The sequence below is a fragment of the Microbacterium sp. AG157 genome (assembly GCF_003385695.1).
GTDB classification, from domain to species: domain Bacteria; phylum Actinomycetota; class Actinomycetes; order Actinomycetales; family Microbacteriaceae; genus Microbacterium; species Microbacterium testaceum.
Map to the genome: position 1 here is coordinate 761,564 of NZ_QRDK01000002.1, position 16,626 is coordinate 778,189.

The 16,626-nt window shown below is 70.6% G+C and carries 14 protein-coding genes and 1 pseudogene; 6 read left to right on the forward strand and 9 right to left on the reverse strand.

Annotation, left to right across the window (positions count from 1 at the left end):
• Nucleotides 1–164: 164 nt before the first annotated feature.
• The 8 genes from araA to DEU35_RS09505 all read right to left on the reverse strand — a co-directional run bounded on the left by araA (nucleotide 165) and on the right by DEU35_RS09505 (nucleotide 9,890).
• The gene (gene araA / locus DEU35_RS09470) at nucleotides 165–1,676 is read right to left on the reverse strand and encodes an L-arabinose isomerase (protein WP_116239329.1); all 1,512 of its coding nucleotides are present in this window, start codon (nucleotides 1,674–1,676) and stop codon (nucleotides 165–167) included.
• A 20-nt stretch (nucleotides 1,677–1,696) separates the two neighbouring features.
• Complete coding sequence (locus DEU35_RS09475; protein ID WP_116239330.1) at nucleotides 1,697–3,280, reverse strand: xylulokinase; 1,584 nt, start codon at nucleotides 3,278–3,280, stop codon at nucleotides 1,697–1,699.
• A complete protein-coding gene (locus DEU35_RS09480; RefSeq protein ID WP_116239331.1) occupies nucleotides 3,277–3,993 on the reverse strand; it encodes an L-ribulose-5-phosphate 4-epimerase in 717 nt (238 codons plus the stop codon). Before DEU35_RS09480 ends, DEU35_RS09475 begins: the two co-directional genes overlap by 4 nt.
• Before the next feature lie 173 nt (nucleotides 3,994–4,166).
• On the reverse strand, nucleotides 4,167–5,177 hold the full coding sequence (locus tag DEU35_RS09485; RefSeq protein ID WP_116239332.1) for a LacI family DNA-binding transcriptional regulator: 1,011 nt from the start codon (nucleotides 5,175–5,177) through the stop codon (nucleotides 4,167–4,169).
• A 200-nt stretch (nucleotides 5,178–5,377) separates the two neighbouring features.
• Nucleotides 5,378–6,769 (reverse strand): xylulokinase, encoded by a 1,392-nt coding sequence (gene xylB / locus DEU35_RS09490; RefSeq protein WP_116239333.1) that lies wholly within the window; start codon nucleotides 6,767–6,769, stop codon nucleotides 5,378–5,380.
• Between the two features lie 365 nt (nucleotides 6,770–7,134).
• A complete protein-coding gene (xylA, locus tag DEU35_RS09495; protein WP_103205792.1) occupies nucleotides 7,135–8,322 on the reverse strand; it encodes a xylose isomerase in 1,188 nt (395 codons plus the stop codon).
• A 101-nt stretch (nucleotides 8,323–8,423) separates the two neighbouring features.
• Nucleotides 8,424–9,320: a triacylglycerol lipase gene (locus tag DEU35_RS09500; protein WP_103205791.1), complete on the reverse strand. Its 897-nt coding sequence runs from the start codon at nucleotides 9,318–9,320 to the stop codon at nucleotides 8,424–8,426.
• An 84-nt stretch (nucleotides 9,321–9,404) separates the two neighbouring features.
• Nucleotides 9,405–9,890, reverse strand: coding sequence for a glutathione peroxidase (locus DEU35_RS09505; protein WP_103205790.1), 486 nt, complete (start codon nucleotides 9,888–9,890; stop codon nucleotides 9,405–9,407).
• A gap of 217 nt (nucleotides 9,891–10,107) precedes the next feature.
• Between DEU35_RS09505 and DEU35_RS09510 the strand changes: the two genes are divergently transcribed.
• Entirely contained in the window at nucleotides 10,108–11,268 is a 1,161-nt protein-coding gene (locus DEU35_RS09510) for an ROK family transcriptional regulator (RefSeq protein ID WP_116239334.1), read from the forward strand.
• Between the two features lie 174 nt (nucleotides 11,269–11,442).
• The gene (locus DEU35_RS09515) at nucleotides 11,443–12,690 is read left to right on the forward strand and encodes a D-arabinono-1,4-lactone oxidase (protein ID WP_103205788.1); all 1,248 of its coding nucleotides are present in this window, start codon (nucleotides 11,443–11,445) and stop codon (nucleotides 12,688–12,690) included.
• A gap of 161 nt (nucleotides 12,691–12,851) precedes the next feature.
• Here the strand turns inward: DEU35_RS09515 and DEU35_RS09520 are convergent, their stop codons facing one another.
• The gene (locus tag DEU35_RS09520) at nucleotides 12,852–13,580 is read right to left on the reverse strand and encodes an SDR family oxidoreductase (RefSeq protein ID WP_103205787.1); all 729 of its coding nucleotides are present in this window, start codon (nucleotides 13,578–13,580) and stop codon (nucleotides 12,852–12,854) included.
• A 236-nt stretch (nucleotides 13,581–13,816) separates the two neighbouring features.
• Between DEU35_RS09520 and DEU35_RS09525 the strand changes: the two genes are divergently transcribed.
• The 4 genes and pseudogenes from DEU35_RS09525 to DEU35_RS09540 all read left to right on the forward strand — a co-directional run.
• The gene (locus tag DEU35_RS09525) at nucleotides 13,817–14,506 is read left to right on the forward strand and encodes a nucleoside/nucleotide kinase family protein (protein WP_258873461.1); all 690 of its coding nucleotides are present in this window, start codon (nucleotides 13,817–13,819) and stop codon (nucleotides 14,504–14,506) included.
• A complete protein-coding gene (locus DEU35_RS09530; RefSeq protein ID WP_103205786.1) occupies nucleotides 14,503–15,279 on the forward strand; it encodes an ATP-binding cassette domain-containing protein in 777 nt (258 codons plus the stop codon). The genes DEU35_RS09525 and DEU35_RS09530 overlap by 4 nt, the downstream gene beginning before the upstream one ends.
• Nucleotides 15,276–16,361, forward strand: a complete 1,086-nt coding sequence (locus DEU35_RS09535; protein ID WP_103205785.1) for an ABC transporter permease — start codon at nucleotides 15,276–15,278, stop codon at nucleotides 16,359–16,361. Before DEU35_RS09530 ends, DEU35_RS09535 begins: the two co-directional genes overlap by 4 nt.
• 60 nt (nucleotides 16,362–16,421) lie before the next feature.
• Nucleotides 16,422–16,626 (forward strand): annotated as a pseudogene (locus tag DEU35_RS09540) (hypothetical protein); the annotation flags it as partial.

A 16,626-nucleotide genomic window follows, 5' to 3' on the forward strand; every position in this document is an offset into this window, starting at 1 on the left:
AGTGCCCCGGATCCCGGGCAGCCCACCGCCACCAGGGATCCGGGGCACGGTCCGCTCGCCGAGGCGGTAAGGGGCACCTCGGCGAGCGGGGCGCGTTCCGAGCGAACGGAACGCGCACGTGCCGCACCGCCCCGGGGCATCACGCTCCCGGGGCGGCGGGGGTCTTACAGGCCCTGGGCCAGGCGGTAGTACGCCTGGTTCCAGCGCAGCTCGCTCTGGAAACCGCGGACCGTGGTGTCGTCGTCGATGACGACGAGCTCGGTCTTGGCGATCTCGGCGAAGTCGCGGAACACCTCGATGCCCACGGCCGTCGTCATGACGGTGTGGTGCGCGGCACCCGCGGCGAGCCAGCAGCCGGCGGAGGTCGCGAAGTCGGGGGCGGGCTTCCACACCGCGCGGCCCACGGGCAGCTTCGGCAGGTCGGGGGCGTCCACGTTCTCAACGACGTTGGCCACGAGGCGGAAACGGTCGCGCATGTCGCTCATCGCGACGACGAGGGCGGGGCCGGCGTCGGCCGTGAAGACCAGGCGCACCGGGTCGTCCTTGCCGCCGATGCCCAGCTCGTGGATCTCGAGGCGCGGCTTCTTCGTGGTCAGCGAGGGCGAGACCTCGAGCATGTGCGCACCCAGGATGCGCTCCGACCCGGGCACCAGGTCATAGGTGTAGTCCTCCATGAGCGAGGCGCCGCCGGGCAGGCCCGCACCCATGACGTTGGCGACGCGCACGAGGATCGCCGTCTTCCAGTCACCCTCGGCGCCGAAGCCGTAGCCCTCGGCCATGAGGCGCTGCACCGCGAGACCGGGAAGCTGCTTCAGCGCGCCCAGGTCTTCGAAAGAGGTGGTGAAGGCGCCGAAGCCGCCCTCCTCGAGGAACGAGCGCAGGCCCAGCTCGATCGCCGCGCCGTCGCGCAGCGACTGATGACGCGCGCCGCCCGGGAGCAGTTCGTCGACGACGTCGTAGCTGTCGACGTACTCCTGCACGAGGGCGTCGATGTCGGCATCCGATGCCTGCTCGACGGCCTCGACGAGCTCGTTGACGCCCCACGTGTTGACCTGCACGCCGAAGCGCAGTTCGGCCTCGGTCTTGTCGCCCTCGGTGACGGCGACGAAGCGCATGTTGTCGCCGAAGCGCGCGAGCTTGAGGGTGCGGGCGGCGGTCCAACCGGCGGCGGCGCGCTCCCAGTCCTCGATCTGCTGGCGTACGGCCGGGTTCGACACGTGGCCGACGACGGTCTTGCGCGACACACCCAGGCGCGTCTGGATATACCCGAACTCGCGGTCGCCGTGGGCGGCCTGGTTGAGGTTCATGAAGTCGAAGTCGATGTCGTTCCACGGCAGCTCGACGTTGGCCTGCGTGTGCAGGTGCAGCAGCGGCTTCTGCAGCGCGTCGAGGCCGGCGATCCACATCTTCGCGGGGCTGAACGTGTGCATCCACGCGATCACGCCGATGACGTCGTCGCGACCGTTGATCTCGAGAGCCATGCGGCGGATGCTGTCGGAGTCCTTCAGCACGGGCTTCCAGACGACCTTCACGGGCAGGCCGGAAAGGCCCTCGACGACGGCCTGCGACTGCTCGGCGACCTGCTTCAGCGTCTCTTCGCCGTAGAGGTTCTGGCTGCCGGTGACGAACCAGACCTCGTAGCCGTCGAGGTCGTTCTTGAGGGGAGAGCGGGTCATGACTGTTCCTTTTCGAGTGATCAGAGGGATGCCACGGCGGCGGCCTCGACGGCGAGTCCGGCGCGGTAACGGTCGAGGTAGGTCGAAAATCCGGCGACATCGGCCGGGTCGGGGTCGGCGGTGACGATCGGCGCGTCGGCGAAGATCGCCTCGCGCAGGTAGGTGTCGAGATCGCGGCCCTGGCCGTCGACGACGTAGGCCGCGAGCACGGCGATGCCCCACGCGCCGCCCTCGGATGCCGTCTCGGCGACCGCGACGGGCGCGTCGAGGGCTGCCGCGAGGAAGCGCTGAGCGACACCGGCCGTGCGGAACATGCCGCCGTGCGCGTACATCCGGTCGAGCTGCACGCCCTCGCCGTGGAGCACGTCCATGCCGAGCGCGAGCGTTCCGAACACGCCGTACAGCTGCGCGCGCATGAAGTTCGGCAACGTGAGGCGGCTGTCGGGCGTGCGCACGACCAGCGGTCGACCCTCGTCGAGACCCGCGATGGGCTCACCGGCGAGGTGGTTGTAGGCCAGCAGTCCCCCCGCGTCGGGCTCGCCGTTCAGGGCCGCTTCGAACAGCGCCGCGTACGTGGCATCCGGGGTCACGGGTGTGCCCGCCGCGGCAGAGAACGCGGTGAACATGTTGGCCCACGCGGCCAGCTCGCTCGCGCCGTTGTTGCAGTGCACCATCGCGACCGCGTCGCCCGAGGGCGTCGTGACGAGGTCAAGCTCGTGGTGCACCTCGCTGAGCGGGCGCTCGAGCACGACCATCGCGAAGATGCTCGTGCCGGCGCTGACGTTGCCCGTGCGGGGGGCGACGGCGCAGGTGGCGACCATGCCGGTGCCCGCGTCGCCCTCGGGAGGTGCGAACGGGATGCCGGGACGCAGGGTTCCACTCGGGTCGAGGAGCTGAGCCCCCTCATCGGTCAGGTTCCCGGCGGAGGTGCCGGCGACGAGCGACTGCGGCAGCAGGTCTTTCAGCGCCGGGACGCGGCCTGCGGCCACGTGGTCGTAGCGGGCGACGAGCTCGGCGTCGTAGTCGCGGGTGGCGGAGTCGATGGGGAACATGCCCGAGGCATCGCCCACGCCGAGCACCTTCTCACCGGTGAGCTTCCAGTGGACGTAACCCGCGAGGGTCGTGAGGAAGCGGATCTCGGGCACGTGGGGCTCGGCGTCGACGACGGCCTGGTGCAGGTGGGCGATCGACCAGCGGAGCGGGATGTTCACGCCCAGCAGCTCGGTGAGCTCGGCGGCCGCGACCCCGGTGTTGGTGTTTCGCCACGTGCGGAAGGGCGCGAGCAGCTCGCCGTCGGCATCGAACGCGAGGTAGCCGTGCATCATCGCCGACACCCCCATCGCGGCGTACCGCTCGGGGGTGACGCCGTACTTCTGCTGCACGTCGGCGACCAGCTCGGCGTACGCGGCCTGCAGGCCCGACCACACGGCATCCAGGGAGTAGGTCCAGAGCTTGTCGGCGTAGACGTTCTCCCACTCGTGGGAGCCGGTCGCGAGCACCTCGGCGTCGGGGCCGATGAGGCACGCCTTGATGCGGGTCGAGCCGAGCTCGATGCCGAGGGAGGCGCGGCCTTCTTCGACCAGGGCGGTGATGCGGGCGTTCATCGGCGGTCGTCCGTGCTCTGTCCGTAGACGTTCTGGTAGCGGTTGTAGAGGGCGTCGATCTTGTCCTGCGGGATCGGGATGAGCGGGCCGGCCTCACGCGCGATGTGCACGGTGCGGGCGACGTCTTCGAGCATGACGGCGGCCTTGACGGCGTCTTTCGCGTTCGTGCCGATCGTGAAGGGACCGTGGTTCTGCATGATCACGCCGCGCGAGCGGTGGCCGCGCAGGGTCTCGACGATGCCGCGACCGATCGAGTCGTCGCCGATGATCGCGAAGGGGCCGACAGGGATGGGACCGCCGAACTCGTCGGCCATGGCCGTGATGACGCAGGGGATCTCTTCGCCGCGTGCCGCCCAGGCGACGCCGTAGGTGGAGTGCGTGTGCACGACGCCGCCGACCTCGGGCATGTTGCGGTAGACGTAGGCGTGCGCCGCGGTGTCGCTCGAGGGGCTGCGTTCGGAGCCGGGGGTGCCGGGGATGGCGTTGCCGTCGAGGTCGCAGAGGATCATGTTCTCGGGCGCGAGATCGTCGTACGAGACACCGGAGGGCTTGATCACGAACAGGTCGGCGCCGGGCACGCGACCCGAGACGTTGCCGCCGGTCCAGACGATCAGGTTGTAACGCACGAGCTCGGCGTGCAGCTTCGCGACGTCGGCGCGCACGGCGTCGATCGCCTGCTGCACCCCGGGCGTGAACGGGGCGGCGTCGGACACGCAGTCTCCTTCGACGGGGTTCGGGTGATGGGGCGCGGCGCCCTCGTGTTCCAATGTTACCGGTAACATCGCGACGGCGCGAGAGCTTTATGAGCCGAACTCCTGAGCCATCGACGAGCCCGCCCGCTCCACCCGACGATTTCGAGGCTCTCCCGTAGCCTCGACCCCGAAACTCAGGAATTTCGCTCGGTCACCGACCCCTGTCGCGAACGGAGACCACCCGCAGGGGCCGTGGAGTCCCGCACCACCAACTCCGGCTCCGCCGGGAGCTCCGCCGCATGCCCGAGCACGGCGGCCACCGCGTACTCGGCCTCGCCCTCGACGTCGAGACGCACCGTGGTGAGCGAGGGCGTGTAGAACGCGGCATCCGGGTTGTCGTCGAAACCTGTGACCGAGACGTCCGCCGGCACCCGCAGCCCCCGCGCGGCGAGGCCGGCGGTGAGCCCGAGCGCCATCTGATCGTTCGCCACGGCGACGGCCGTGGCCCCGGCTGCGATGCGCCGGGCGACCGCATCGGCGACGGCGGATCCCGAGGCGGCACTCCAATCCCCCTCGACCCGCTCGACGAGATCGAGACCGCGTCGACAGACGGCGTCGGCGACCCCCGCGGTGCGGGCGAGAGCCTCCCGCCAGTCCGCGGGCCCCGCGACCTCGACGATCGCGCGATGTCCGAGGTCGGCGAGATGATCCACGACGAGAGCGGCCGCGTCGCGCTGACGGATCCCCGATTCGCCGTACAGCGGCACGATCGGCACGTCGTATCCCTCAAGAGGAGTGGCACCGTGCGCCGCAACCAGCACGACCCCGTCGACACCCTGCGCGAGCAGGTGCCGCACCGCGGCGTCGATATCGGCGGGGTCGTCGGAATCGGTGTAGGCGGTCGAGATCCACCGCCCGCGCGCCCGCGCTGCACGTTCGAGAGCGGCGATGCCCGCCGCGGGCCCGTGGAGGACGGCATCGGATGCCACCACCCCCACCGTGCGCGTCAGGCTGGTACCGAGCGCACGCGCGGCATTGTTGACGCGGTAGTCGAGGTCGGCGACCGCGGCGAGGACTCGTTCGCGGGTGCTCTCGCGGATGCCCGCGTAGCCGTTGAGCACACGCGAGACGGTCTGCGTCGAGACTCCCGCGGCGGCGGCGACCTCGCGCACGCCGATGCGCTTACCCCCGACCTCGCCGCTCATGGTCCCTCACAGTAGCGGCGCGCAACCCCCTCGGCTCACCGGCGTCGCTCGCCGCGCGATGGCGTGATGACCTCGCGCACCGGCATACCCCGTCTTGCCGAGGCGCCCGTGGCACACGCGATCGGCGCCCGATGAGACCGCTCCCGTAGACGGGGCGAACCCGCCGACGCCCCCCTTACAAGACGCCGACGGGCCCGCGTCTACTCTCGCGCACGGAGGGCGGCGATTGCCTCGTAGTTGCGGCGGATCAGCTCACGGTGGTTTGATTCGACCGCGCGTGTCGTCGCGACCGTCCAGTCGATCGGACCACCCGCGAGAACGCCCGCGGCCTGTCTCGCCGCACCGAGGGCGACGTACTCCCCCGCGGCCGGCACGACGATGTCGGCGTCGAACACTTCGGCGGCGATTCGCGCGACACCGGCGTTGGCCGCCGCCCCGCCGATGAGCAGGATCCGCCGCACCTCGACGCCCTGCGCCTGGATGGCTTCGAGTCCGGCAGCCAGCCCGCTGAGCATGCCCTCGATCGCGGCGCGAGCCAGGTTCGGTCGGTTCGTGGATGCCAGGGTCAGGCCGTTCACCGATGCTTTCGCGTTCGGCAGGTTGGGCGTGCGCTCCCCCTCGAACCAGGGAACGACGACGACACCGCCCGCGCCGGACTCGGCCTGGAGAGCGAGGGTGCCGAGCTCCTCGTGGGTCACACCCAGGAGACCCGCAATCGCATCGAGCACGCGCGCCGCGTTCAGCGTCGCGACGAGCGGCAGGAATCGGCCGGTCGCATCCGCGAAACCCGCGACAGCGCCCGTCGTGTCACGTGTGGGAGCCTCGGCGACGGCGAACACCGTGCCCGACGTCCCCAGCGACACCACGACGTCGCCCGGGCCCGCCCCCAATCCCAGGGCCGCACCGGCGTTGTCGCCCGCGCCGGGGCCCACAAGCGCACCCCCCGGCAGCGTGCCCGCGCTCTCCCACGGCTCGAGGACGCGCGGCAGCACCGCATCGTGGCCGAGAGCGCGACGGAAGAGATCGAGGTCGTAACCGTCGGCGCCCCAATAGGCGGTGCCCGAGGCGTCGGAGCGGTCGGTGACGAGTTCTTCGAGCACCGCGTTGCCCGGGCCGAAGCCCCGTAGACGCCAGGTCAGCCAGTCGTGCGGCAGCGCGACCGCGGCCACGCGCGCCGCGTTCTCGGGCTCGGCGTCGCGCAGCCACCGCAGTTTCGTGCCGGTGAACGAGGCGACCGGAACCGCGCCGGTCCGCTCCGCATAGGCGTCGGCACCGACCTCGTCGATGAGGTCGCGCGCGGCCTGCGCCGAACGGGTGTCGTTCCACAGCAGGGCGTCGCGGATCACCGCGCCGTCCGCGTCGAGCACGACCATGCCGTGCTGCTGACCGGCGATCGACACCGCCGCGACGTCGTTCAGACCGCCGGCCTGGGCGATGGCATCCTGAAGCGCCCTCCACCACGCCTCCGGGTCGACCGACGTTCCGGCCGGGTGCAACGCACGCCCCTCGCGCACGACCCGCCCGGTCTCGGCGTCGACGACGACGACCTTGCACGACTGCGTCGACGAATCGACTCCCATGACGAGCGCCATGCTCTGCCTTCCTCTCCGCCGCGCCTCCGTCGGCACGGCCCATGTTGTCTGGTGCGGGGCATCCGCCCCAAGCGTCGAGTGGCAGCCGCGGCCCTGACCCCACCGGTGAGTGTCCAAAACACCCGGAGGACTTTCTGAGCCGTCCGGGTGTTTTGGACACTCGACACGGCTAGAGCGCGATGCGCCTGGCACGTCCTCCCACCGCGCGCGAGACGCGGGGACCGCGCCCCGGCTCCGACCGCGCCCCGCTTGAGTGTCCAAAACACCCGGAGTGATTTCGAGATCGTCCGGGTGTTCTGGACACTCAACGCGGGTGCGCGGCGCCGGGACGGGCCTGGATGCCGCGGTATCCAGGCCCGAGAGGCTCAGCGGGCGCCGAGCAGGTGCTCGGTGGCGAGCTGCTGCAGGCGGACGAAGCCGAAGCCCTTGCCGCCGAGGTACGCGTCGGCGTCGAAGTCCTCGTAGGCCGAGCGGTCGGCGAGGAAGTCGTCGTAGGTCTCGCCCTCGTTGAGCGTCGGCTGTGCGAGCTCGGCGACCTTCGCGGCCTCGAGGGCCTCCTGCACCTCGGGGTCGGCGCGGAAGGCCGCGGCGCGCTCCTTGAGCAGCAGGTAGGTGTTCATGTTGGCCGAGACGGAGTCCCAGACTCCGGTCTCGTCCTCGGTGCGAGAAGGCTTGTAGTCGAAGTGACGGGGGCCGTCGTACGCGGGGACCCCGCCGGGGCCGCCGTTCTCGAGCAGGTCGACCAGGGCGAAGGCGTTGTGCAGATCGCCGTGGCCGAAGACGAGGTCCTGGTCGTACTTGATGCCGCGCTGACCGTTGAGGTCGATGTGGAAGAGCTTGCCGTGATACAGCGCCTGGGCGATGCCGGCGGCGAAGTTCAGGCCCGCCATCTGCTCGTGGCCGACCTCGGGGTTCAGGCCCACCAGCTCGGGACGCTCGAGCGAGTCGATGAACGCGATGGCGTGTCCGAGGGTCGGCAGCAGGATGTCGCCGCGGGGCTCGTTGGGCTTGGGCTCGATCGCGAAGCGAATGTCGTAGCCCTTGTCGGTGACGTAGTCGCCGAGCAGGTTGACGGCCTCGCGGTAGCGCTCGAGCGCCTGGCGGATGTCCTTCGCCGAGTCGTACTCGGCGCCCTCGCGGCCGCCCCACATGACGAAGGTCTTCGCGCCGAGCTCGGCGGCGAGGTCGAGGTTGCGCAGCACCTTTCGCAGCGCGAACCGGCGCACCTGGCGGTCGTTGGAGGTGAAGCCGCCGTCCTTGAACACGGGGGCCGAGAAGAGGTTCGTGGTCACCATCGGCGTGATGATGCCGGTGTCCTTCATCGCGCCCTTGAGGCGGTCGATCTGCGTCTGGCGCTCGGCGTCGGTCGAGCCGAAGGCGAACAGATCGTCGTCGTGGAAGGTCAGGCCGTAGGCGCCGAGCTCGGCGAGCTTCTCGACGACGTGAACGACGTCGAGGGGCTCACGGGTCGGGCCGCCGAAGGGGTCGGTGCCGTTGTAGCCGACGGTCCAGAGTCCGAACGAGAACTTGTCATCGCGGGTGGGGGTGGGCATTCCTGCTCCTTCGCATGGACGCACGAGCACGCGGTGGCGCGCAGCGGGTTTGTTGGTGCTCACAACATATATCCCGGATGCCGTGGCGTCCAGCGCTCGGCTCAGATTCCCAGGGCCGAGTCCACGACGGAGAACACCGCGGGATCCCACGTCAGCGCGCGCTCCCAGGGCAGCCCGAACCCGTCGGCGAAGAAGATGCTGTGGACGTGGTCGGGGAACGAATGCCGGTCGATGACGGGCACCACCTCGAGGGGGACGTCGTCGGCCCGGCCGCTTCGCAGCGAGACCAACCCGTCGTGCGGCCAGAGCTGCGCGGGCTCGCTCGCGGCCGCGAAGTGCCCCGCGCCGATCGCGGTGACGGGGATGCCGTCGAGCACACCCGCCTGCTTCTCATTCCAGGTCCGCAGGAACCGACGCGACACCTGCTCGGCCGCCCCTTGAGAGTGGGCCGCAGCGTAGGCGAGCGCCTGCGCGAGAATGGTCGTCGTCGCCGGGTCGCCGTGGGCATCGGCTTCGGTGATGTCTCCCGCGACGGCGTCGCCGAGGACCGCCCCGTCCCACGGCGTTCCGAGCGTCACCAGTCTCTCGACCCGCGGCCCGTCGGGGCGCAACTCGCGGATCGCCGCCCGCGAGAACAGACCGCCCATCGAGTGACCGACGAGGTCGACGCTCTCGAACCCGTGCTCGGCGCCCAGCCAGCGGACGAACGCGGCGAGCGCGACACCGGCATCGTCGACCGCCCCGACCGCGTTGACCGTCATCTCGGCGGGCAGCACGAGGGGTACGTCGTCGAAGCCCTGCCACCCGGCATCGCGTTCGACCGTGCCCACCCCCATGCGGGCGGGCGCTGTGAAGACCGGCACGCCCGCCGAGACGACGTGCGCGCGAAGCGCGGTGAGAGTGTTGCCCGCGGCCAGACCGGTCGCCGCGGCGCGTTCGGGCTCGGTGTACGGCGTGACGGCGGCACCACCGGAGACGAGGACGACGGCATCTGCCACGGGGACTCCTTCGCGGGTCGGATCCCGGTCAGGATAGGGCAGGCCGCCGACATCGCCGGCGCTTGCGGAACCGGAGCCGGGGCGTCAGCGCGGCAGCGCGTCCTCGATCGCGGCGACCACCTCGGGGGCGTCGGGCTGCGTACGCGGGCTGAAGCGCGTGATCCGGCCGTCGGGGGCGACGACGAACTTCTCGAAGTTCCACGAGATCCGACCGGCCTTGCCCTCGGCATCCGGGGTCGTGGTCAGCTCCTTGTAGAGCGGGTGGGCGTTGCGCCCGTTGATCTTCACCTTCTCCGACATCGGGAACGTGACACCCCACGTGGCGGAGCAGTACTCGGCGATCTTGTCCTCGTCGCTGAGTTCCTGCAGGAACTGGTTGCTGGGGAAGCCGATGACCGTGAAGCCGCGGTCGCCGTACTTCTTGTGAAGCGCCTCGAGGGTTTCGTACTGCCCCGCGAGGCCGCAGCGCGAGGCCACGTTCACCACGAGGGCGGCTTTGCCGTCGGTCAGCGCGCCGAAGGTCGTCTGTTCGCCGCGGATGGTCGTGATCGGGATGCCGGAGAGGTCCATGCTCCGATCCTGGCACCGCCCGCTCTGCCCGGGGTGGGAATGAACAGGTCGATCACCGATGCATAAACGCGATTCGCACGCATAAACGCGCTGTGCACGCGTTTCCGCGCGTGGATCGCGTTTATGCGAGAGAGACGACCCGGTCGGGCCGCGCCACACGGGTCGCCTCGCACCGGACGCCGCGACGGCGCGGCTCGGCGCGTGGCACAGTGGTCGGATGGTCACCGCGGGCAGTCGGGGCGACGGCATGCGCCGCGCCAACCTGTCGCTCGTGCTGCGCACCGTGCACCGCGACGGACCACGCTCCCGCGCGGCACTGACCGAGGCGACGGGACTGAACCGTTCCACGATCGCCGACCTCGTCGGGGAGCTGCACCGCGCGGGACTCGTGCGCGAGCGCGCGTCCGAGGCGCTGGGGCGTGTCGGCCGCCCCTCCCCGATCGTGGAGCCCGATCCCCGGGTTGTCGCGGTGGCGGTGAACCCCGAGGTCGACGCCCTCGATATCGGAGCCGTCGCTCTCGACGGGGCGATCGTCGCGCGCGAACGCCTCGATCAGCCGTCGCTGCTCACGCCCGAGCGCACGGCCGAGCTCGTCGGCATCCATCTCGATCGATGGCGCGGCGGTGTTCTCGCCCAGGCGCGTCTGATCGGTGTGGGCGTCGCGGTGCCGGGCCCCGTGCGGGCGACCGACGGGCTCGTGCGCGACGCGCCGCACCTCGGGTGGACCGACGCCCCGCTGGCGCGTCTGATGACGGATGCCACGGGCCTGGCGACCCACGTCGCCAACGACGCAGCCCTGGGCGCCGTCGCGGAGCACCTCTTCGGGGCCGCGCGCGGGGCGCGCGATGTCGTCTACCTCAACGGCGGCGCGAGCGGTATCGGCGGCGCGGTCATCGTGGGCGGGATCCCGCTGGGCGGAGCGGGCGGCTACGCCGGCGAGTTCGGCCAGAACCGCCCGGGCATCGCGGATCCGTCCGACCGTCGAGCCGTCGACGGGGTGCTCGAAGACGAGGTGAGTCGGTCGTTGCTCCTGGCGGCGGTGGGGCGCGAGGCCCGCGACGACACCGCCCTCGCCGCGGCCCTCGCGGACAGTAGCGACGCCGCGGTGCGCGCGGAGACGGACCGGCAGCGGCGCATCCTCGCCACGGCGCTCGCGAACGCCGCGAACGTCATGAACCCCGCCGTGATCGTGCTCGGCGGCTTCCTCGCCGCGCTCGCCGAGCTCGACCTCCCGGGCCTCGACCGGGCGGTTCGGGCGCAGACGATCCCCGCGTGCGCCGAGGGCCTGCGCCTGGCCGTCGCGGAGCTCGGTGAAGACCGACTCCTCGTCGGGGCGGCCGAGGCCGTGTTCGAGGCGGCACTGTTCCCGACACGCTAGCTCCCGGAATCGGACGGTGGGCGGAGGGGATCCGCGCAGCGGAGGACGTCTCGCACCCCTGCGCCCTCCTTCCGCAGCATCTCCTCCCGTAGCCCGCGGTCGGTCCGGCGCGACCCGCATGTCGGTGGGGCGGGGCAGGATGGAGGCGTCCGCCCCGACCCCGCAGGAGACCCCATGATCGAGACACGTTCCGCCGGAGCCACCTGGTCGGGCAATCACCGCTACCGCGCCACCGAGGTGCTGCTGCCCGCCGACCTCGGCGAACTCGCCGAGGTCGTGGCCTCCTCGCACTCCCTCCGCGTGCAGGCGACCCGCCACACGTTCAACGACATCGCCGATTCCGAGGCCGCGCTCGTGTCGCTCGAGCGTCTGCCCGTGCGCATCGAGATCGACGGCGACCGCGTGCGCGTCGAGGGTCTCGTCACCTTCGCCGAACTCGCCCCGGTCCTCGAGGCCGAGGGGCGGGCGCTGCACAACCTCGGCTCGCTCCCCCACATCTCGATCGTGGGGGCCACCGCCACCGGTACCCACGGCTCGGGCGTGCGCAACGGAAACCTCTCGAGCGCCCTCCGCGCCGTCGAGATCATGGATGCCGACGGCCGCACACACCGTATCGATCACACGCACGAGTGGTTCGGCGCGGCCGCCCTCGGCCTCGGCGCCCTCGGCGTCGTCACCGCCGTCGAGCTGCAGACCGAACCCACGTACGAGGTCACGCAGCAGGCCTACACCGGCGTCGCCTGGGAAGACATCGTCGGAGACATCGAGGGGGTGTTCGGCGGCTCGCGCAGCGTGAGCGTCTTCACGACCTGGGGCGATCCCGAGCACGACCTCGTGTGGGCGAAGAGCGACGACGGCGCACCGTCGTGGGTCGAGGAGCTCGGCGGCCGAGCCGTCGGCGACGACATCCACCTCGGCCGCATCCGCACGGTCGACAACACCACCCCGCGCGGCACGCCCGGCCCGTGGCACACGCGCCTTCCGCACTTCCGTGCCGACGCCCTGCCGAGCGACGGCGACGAGATCCAGAGCGAGTACTTCGTGCCCCTCGCCTCGGCGCGCGAGGCCCTGGCAGCCGTGCGAGCCCTCGCCTCGACGTTCGACGATCAGCTGCTCGTGACCGAGCTGCGCACGGTCGCAGCCGACGACCTGTGGCTGAGCCCGGCGTACCGGCGCGATGTCATGGTCATCCACTTCACGTGGCGCAACGACACCGACGGCGTCCTGGCGGTGCTCCCCGCGATCGAGCAGGCGCTCGCCCCCTTCGACGCCCGCCCGCACTGGGGCAAGGCCTTCACCATGCCCGGCGAGCGGATCCTGTCGACCCTCCCCCGCTCGGACGACTTCCTCGGCGTGGCGCGAGAGATCGACCCGCGCGGTGTCTTCCGCAACGACTACGTGCGGCGGACGCTGGGCTTGTAGCTCGGGACGGGCCCGCGCACGCTCAGCGCCCCGCACAAAGTCACCCCCGAGGCCCGAAACCCGACTGAGCTCGCGCGAATCCCCGAGGGTGCGCGACGCGCCCGCCCCGAACCGCGAAAGCGGCGCCGCCCACCGCGGCGCCGCCTCCGCGGCATCCGGGATCAGCGGCTGGAGTAGCCGCCGTCGATGGGGAGCGAGACGCCCGAGATCATGCCGGCGGCGTCGCTGAGCAGGAAGACGATGGGGGCGGCGATGTCGTCCTCGGTCGCCCACTTGTGCAGCGGCATGGCCTCGAGGAAGGGGCCCTCGATGTCGGGGCGGCCCCAGTACCAGGCCGACATCGGCGTCATCACGACCGTCGGATTCACGCTGTTCACGCGGATGCCGTAGCCGCCGAGCTCGAGGGCCGAGACGCGCGTGATGTTGTCGAGCGCCGCCTTCGACGAGCCGTACGAGATGTGACCGGTGAGAGCGACCAAGCTGGCCTGGCTCGAGACGTTGACGATCGCGCCGCCCTTGCCGACGCGGATCATCTCGCGTGAGGCGTACTTGGTGACCAGCAGCGAGCCGCGGGCGTTGATGCTCATGACCTTGTCGAAGACGTCGATGTCGGTGTCCATCGGGGTCGCGATCTCACCGCCCCATCCGCCGCAGTTGACGACGCCGTAGAGGTCGCGGCCCTCGATCGCGGTGCGGATCTGCTCCTCGGACTCGAGGTCGAAGACGACGGGCTCGGCTCCGGTCTCCGCGGAGATCGCGGCGACGCTTTCCGCGTCGCGACCGGCGGCGAGGACGGTCGCCCCGGCGGCGACGAGGTGGCGGACGGTCGCTCCGCCGATGCCGCCGCCGGCTCCGGTGACGAGGATGGTGCGGTCGGTGAGTGCGGTCATGGGAGGGCTCTTTCGCGGGTCCTGGTGGCGGGGACGACGTCGGTGTCGTCGCGGCCCATGATAACCACAGAATCACGCGGATGACTTCGGTGTCATGACGAATTGATCACGGGTGTTGACACCGGTGTCACGGTGGGCTTACCGTAACCGGAGTTCGACCGACGACTCGCTCGCCGGAACCGCTTCATCGACGCAGCACACCCGACGTGCGGCGTCCCCGGAAGGACCACACCGCCGTGACCCCCACCTCGGAGAACGCCGCGCCGACCACCGCAGCTACCGTGCACCTCGTCGACCTCGTCGAGCGTGCGCGGCAGCTGGTCGCGACCGGCGAGCGTCGTGTGCTCGGGCTGTGCGGAACCCCCGGCGCGGGCAAGTCCACCGTGAGCGACGCCCTCCTGGCCGCCCTGGGCGACGATGCCGTCCTCGTCGGCATGGACGGCTTCCACCTCGCGAACGAGGAGCTCCTCCGCCTCGGCCGGCGCGACCGCAAGGGCGCACCCGACACCTTCGACGTCGACGGCTACGTGTCGCTGCTCGATCGCATCCGGGCCGGTCACACCGTGTACGCCCCGCGCTTCGACCGCGGGCTGGAGGAGTCGATCGGCTCCGCGGTCCTCGTCCCCGCCGACGTCCCGCTCGTCGTCACCGAGGGTAACTACCTCCTGCACGACGAGTTCGGGTGGGATGCCGTGGCTCCCCGCCTCGACGAGGTGTGGTTCCTCGACATCGAGGCGCACGCCCGCCGCGAGCGACTCATCGCCCGCCGTCTCTCCCACGACCACCCCCACGACGAGGCCGTCGCCTGGGTCCGCGAGGTCGATGAGCGCAACGCGCTCGTCGTCGAACGCGGACGCCACCGCGCCGACCTGATCGTGACCGTCTCCGATGCCCCCATCGGTCTCCACGAAGGAGCTTCCTCATGAGCACCACCACGACCGTGCCCGTGCTGCAGGCGCGCGGCCTGTCGCGTCAGTTCGGATCCGTCCGCGCCCTCAACAACGTGGACTTCGAGGTCTACCCCGGTGAGGTCACCGCTCTCATCGGCGACAACGGCGCCGGCAAATCGACCCTGGTGAAGGCCCTGTCGGGCAACCTCGCGGTCGACGAGGGCGAGATCCTCTTCGACGGCAAGCCCATCGACATGTCGAACCCGCAGATCGCCTCGAGCCTCGGCATCGAGACGGTCTACCAGGACCTCGCTCTCGCCCCCCACCTCGACCCGGTGCAGAACATGTATCTCGGCCGCGAGATCCGCCGCCCCGGCGTGGCGGGGGCCCTGGGCTTCATGAAGACCAAGGACATGGCGAAGGCCTCCCGCGCGGCGTTCGACGAGCTCGGCGCCACGGTGCGTTCCCTCACCTCGCCCGTCGGCGAGATGTCGGGCGGTCAGCGCCAGGCGATCGCCATCGCCCGCGCGGTGCACTGGGCGTCTCGCGTGGTGTTCCTCGATGAACCGACCGCGGCCCTCGGTGTGCGGCAGACCAAGAACGTCCTCGAGACCATCCGACGCGTCCGCGACAAGGGCATCGCCGTCGTCTTCATCTCCCACTCGATGCCGCACGTCATCGACGTCTCGGACCGCATCCAGGTGCTGCGCCTGGGCACCCGCGTCGCGAACGTCGATGCGAAGAACACCTCCATGGAAGAACTCGTCGGGCTCATGACCGGCGCCGTCACGAAGGACGACCAGAAGTGAGCGTCAAGACTCCCCCGACCGAGACCGTCGCCATCGGCACGTTCGATGACAACAAGAAGACGAACCCCGTCGTCGCGGCCCTGCGGACCCAGGCGTTCCAGATCCTCCTGGTGCTGCTGGCGATCATCATCGTGTTCAGCATCATCGCGCCGGACTCTTTCGCGCAGTGGTCGAACTTCCGCCTCATCATCCAGAACGCCTCGATCCTCGCCGTCCTCGCGGTGGGCATGACCTACGTCATCATCACCGCGGGTATCGACCTCTCCGTCGGCTCGGTGCTGGTGTTCTCCGGCGTCGTCTCGGCGCTCGCCATGCGGGCGATGGGCGGAGAGGGCTGGGGCGTCGCGACCGTCGGAATCATCGTCGCCGTGCTCAGCGGTGTGTGCTGGGGCCTGTTCAACGGCTTCCTCATCGCGAAGGCGAAGATCCCGCCGCTCATCGTCACGCTCGGCTCGCTCGGCATGGCCCTGGGCCTCGCGCAGATCCTCACCGGCGGCGTCGACATCCGCGACGTGCCCACCGTCCTCACGGTCTCCATCGGGTACGGCAACGTCTTCGGGTCCGTCCCGATCATCAGCGTCATCGCCCTGGTCGTCGTCCTGATCGGCGCGGTCGTGCTGCACTTCACGCGCTTCGGTCTCTACACGCTGGCGGTGGGATCGAGTGAGATCGCCGCCCGCCGGGTCGGCGTGAAGGTCGACGCGCAGTTGATCAAGATCTACACGATCTCCGGCGCCCTGGCCGGGCTCGGCGGCATCCTGTCGCTCTCACAGTTCTCGACCACCGCAATCGCGGGTCAGTCGCAGACCAACCTCAACGTGATCGCCGCCGTCGTCATCGGCGGAACGTCGCTCTTCGGCGGCGTCGGCACGATCATGGGCACCGTCGTCGGCCTGTTCATCCCCGCGGTGCTGCAGAACGGCTTCGTCATCACCGGCGTGCAGCCCTTCTGGCAGCAGGTCGCGGTGGGCGCCGTCCTGATCGCAGCGGTCTACGTCGACCAGGTGCGTCGCACGGCCGCGACCCGCGGCAACTCTCAAGGCCTCTGGCGCAAGTTCGTCAGCGGAGGCCGGCGCGGCTGAGCCGCGGCGGCGTCCCTTTCCCCAACCCCCTACCAACCCGAACAAAGAACGGTGAACACAATGAAGTGGAACAGCAAGGCGACCGCCCTGACGGTCTTCGGTGTCGCGGCGACCCTGACCCTCGCGGGCTGCTCCGGCGGCTCGGCCTCGGGCGGCGCGTCGGGCGGAGCCGACGGCGGGTACAAGATCGCGTTCGTGCAGGGCGTCGCCGGGGATGAGTTCTACATCTCCATGCAGTGCGGCATCCAGTCCGAAGCCGCCAAAG